This is a genomic window from Deinococcota bacterium, assembly GCA_030858465.1.
Taxonomy (GTDB): domain Bacteria; phylum Deinococcota; class Deinococci; order Deinococcales; family Trueperaceae; genus JALZLY01.
Map to the genome: position 1 here is coordinate 1 of JALZLY010000279.1, position 2,559 is coordinate 2,559.

Here is a 2,559-nt window from a genome sequence, read left to right on the forward strand (position 1 = left end):
GGCCTACCTGATCGGCTGGGGCAACAACCTCTTCGACGCCGACAACACGCTGTTCAGCCTGCTCTACGGCGGCACCGCCGCGGGCGGGCCAGCCCAGGTGGTGTTTTCTTACCTGCAGAACAGTGAGCTCGACCAGAGGCTCTTCGAGGCCCGCGGCACCGTCGATCAGGAGCGGCGCGCCGCACTCTACCAGGAGGCGCTCGAGATCGTCCGCGAGGAAGCGCCCTGGCTCTTCCTCTACCAGCAAGTCGACATCTACGGCGTCGCCGACCGCGTCCTCTGGGAGCCCCGGCCCGACGAGCTCATCTGGGCGCCCGACATCAGCCTGAGGTAAACCCGGCTCAGGTAAACCCGGCTCAGGTAAACCCGCCGCTCTCGCTGAGGCGCAAGCCCATGTGCGCTGCGCCTCAGCCCCTCTTTCAGCGCCTAGTCGGTTCAGGACGCCACTTTAGGACACCGCTTTAAATTATGCTCGTCTATATCTTGCGCAGGCTCATCCTGGTGGTGGTGGTGGTGTGGGGGGCGGCGACCCTGGCCTTCGGCCTTCTCTATCTCTCCGGCGATCCCATCAACCTGCTCGTGCCCTTGGACGCCACGCCCGAGGTGCGCGCCGCCTTTCGCCGCGCCTACGGCTTCGACCAGCCCGTCTGGGTGCAGTACGGCCGCTACCTCCAGCAGGCGGTGCAGGGCGACTTCGGCACCTCCTTGCGCTCGGACGTGCCCGCCTTGCCGCTGGTCCTGGAGCGCATGCCGGCGAGCCTGCTCCTAGCCGGCAGCGGCCTGCTCTTCGCCGTTCTCCTGGGCATCCCGGCGGGCGTGGTGGCGGCCCTCAAGCGGGGCACGCCGACCGAGCTCGGGGTGATGTCAGTGGCGCTCATGGGCCAGTCGATTCCCGTCTTCTGGCTCGGCCTCATGCTGATCCTCGTCTTCGGGCTCGAGCTCCGCTGGCTGCCCATCTCGGGCTACGGCAGCTGGCAGCACCTCGTCTTGCCGACGGTCACCATCGGCACCTTCACCGCCGCGGCGATCGCCCGGCTGACCCGGAACGGCGTCTTGCAGGAGTTGCGCAGCGACTACGTCCGCACCGCCCGGGCCAAGGGCAACCCGGGGCGGACGATCGTCTACAAGCACGCGCTTCGCAACGCGGCCATCCCCGTCATCACCGTGATCGGCCTGCAACTCGGCACGCTGCTCTCGGGCGCGGTCATCACCGAGACCATCTTTGCCTGGCCGGGCCTGGGCCGCTTCGTCCTCATCGCCGTCAGCCAGCGGGACTTTCCGGTGGTGCAGGCCGCCGTCATCGTCTTCGCCTTGCTCCTGGCGTTGGTCAACCTGCTCGTGGACCTCTCCTACGTCCTCCTCGACCCGCGGGTGCGCTACAGCTGATGAGGCGCCTGCTGCGCAACCCGGCGGCCTTCACCGGTCTGTTGATCCTGGTCCTCTTTCTCTTGACGGCCCTGCTGTCGCCCTGGCTCAGCCCGCACGATCCTACCCTGCAAAACCTCGACGCCCGCCTCTCGCCGCCCGGCGCCGAAGGCCACCTGCTGGGCACCGACCGGCTCGGCCGCGACATGTTCTCGCGCATCCTCTGGGGTGCTAGGCTGTCGCTGCTGGTCGCCGTCACCGCGGTGAGCATCAGCCTGGTCCTGGGCGTGACCTTGGGCATGATCTCGGGCTACGTAGGTGGCTGGCTCGACGACCTGCTGATGCGCTTGGCCGACATCCAGCTCTCCTTGCCCTTCATCCTGCTGGTCATCGCCATCATCGCGGCGCTCGGCACCAGCCTCAGCAACACCATCTTGACCCTGGGCGTCACCGGCTGGGTGATCTTCGCCCGGGTGGTCCGGGGCGAGGTCTTAGTCCTAAAGGAGCGCGACTTCGTGCAGGCGGCGCGAGCCCTGGGGGGCAGCAACCGGCGCATCTTGGTGCGCCACCTCTTTCCCAACCTCACCGGCGCGCTCATCGTGGTGGCGACCTTGCAGCTCGCCAGCATGATCATCATCGAGGCGGCGCTGTCCTTTTTGGGCCTTTCCGGGGTGCCGCCCGAGGTGCCGAGCTGGGGCCAGATGCTCGCCGACGGCCGCGAGGTGCTCTTTTTCGGCGGCTGGTGGGTGGCGACCTTTCCCGGCGTGGCGATCAGCCTGGTGGTCTTGGGCATCAACCTCTTCGGCGACGCGCTGGCCGAGGTGCTCGACCCGCGCAGCCGCTGAGCCAGACCGTTCGGGTGGCATGAACCCAGCAGCGTGGATGAGTAACCAGACCAAAACAGGGCGCGCCCGAACCCGGCATCGGCGGGCCGCGCAAACCGGCCTCTCCAATCGCCCCCAGCACCTCTTCAACCACCGGCCTGCCCAACCCAAAAGATTGACAAGCCGAGCGGTTTGCTCTAGACTTATGACACCTGAATCAGTTGTCATGTCTGAGGCTGCTCAACTACAGCCTCGACAGGGAGAGGGGTGTTGTGGCGGAGGCGGTTCAACCTGTAACCGCGCGTGGCGAGGCGACGCGTCAAAAGATTTTGGCGGCGGCCGAGGGTGAATTCGGCGAGCGCGGCTTTCA

The 2,559-nt window shown here is 66.9% G+C and carries 3 protein-coding genes; all 3 read left to right on the forward strand.

Annotation, left to right across the window (positions count from 1 at the left end; translation table 11 throughout):
• The coding region (locus M3498_14090; GenBank protein MDQ3460409.1) for an ABC transporter substrate-binding protein at positions 1–334 on the forward strand (334 nt) is incomplete at its 5' end.
• Between the two features lie 134 nt (positions 335–468).
• Complete coding sequence (locus M3498_14095; GenBank protein ID MDQ3460410.1) at positions 469–1,386, forward strand: ABC transporter permease; 918 nt, start codon at positions 469–471, stop codon at positions 1,384–1,386.
• Complete coding sequence (locus M3498_14100) at positions 1,386–2,210, forward strand: ABC transporter permease (protein ID MDQ3460411.1); 825 nt, start codon at positions 1,386–1,388, stop codon at positions 2,208–2,210. The genes M3498_14095 and M3498_14100 overlap by 1 nt, the downstream gene beginning before the upstream one ends.
• Positions 2,211–2,559: the final 349 nt, after the last annotated feature.

Excerpts from the sequence above, each read along its gene's own strand:
- M3498_14095 (MDQ3460410.1), top strand. The coding sequence starts at position 469 with ATGCTCGTCTATATCTTGCGCAGGCTCATCCTGGTGGTGGTGGTGGTG.
- M3498_14100 (MDQ3460411.1), top strand. The coding sequence starts at position 1,386 with ATGAGGCGCCTGCTGCGCAACCCGGCGGCCTTCACCGGTCTGTTGATC.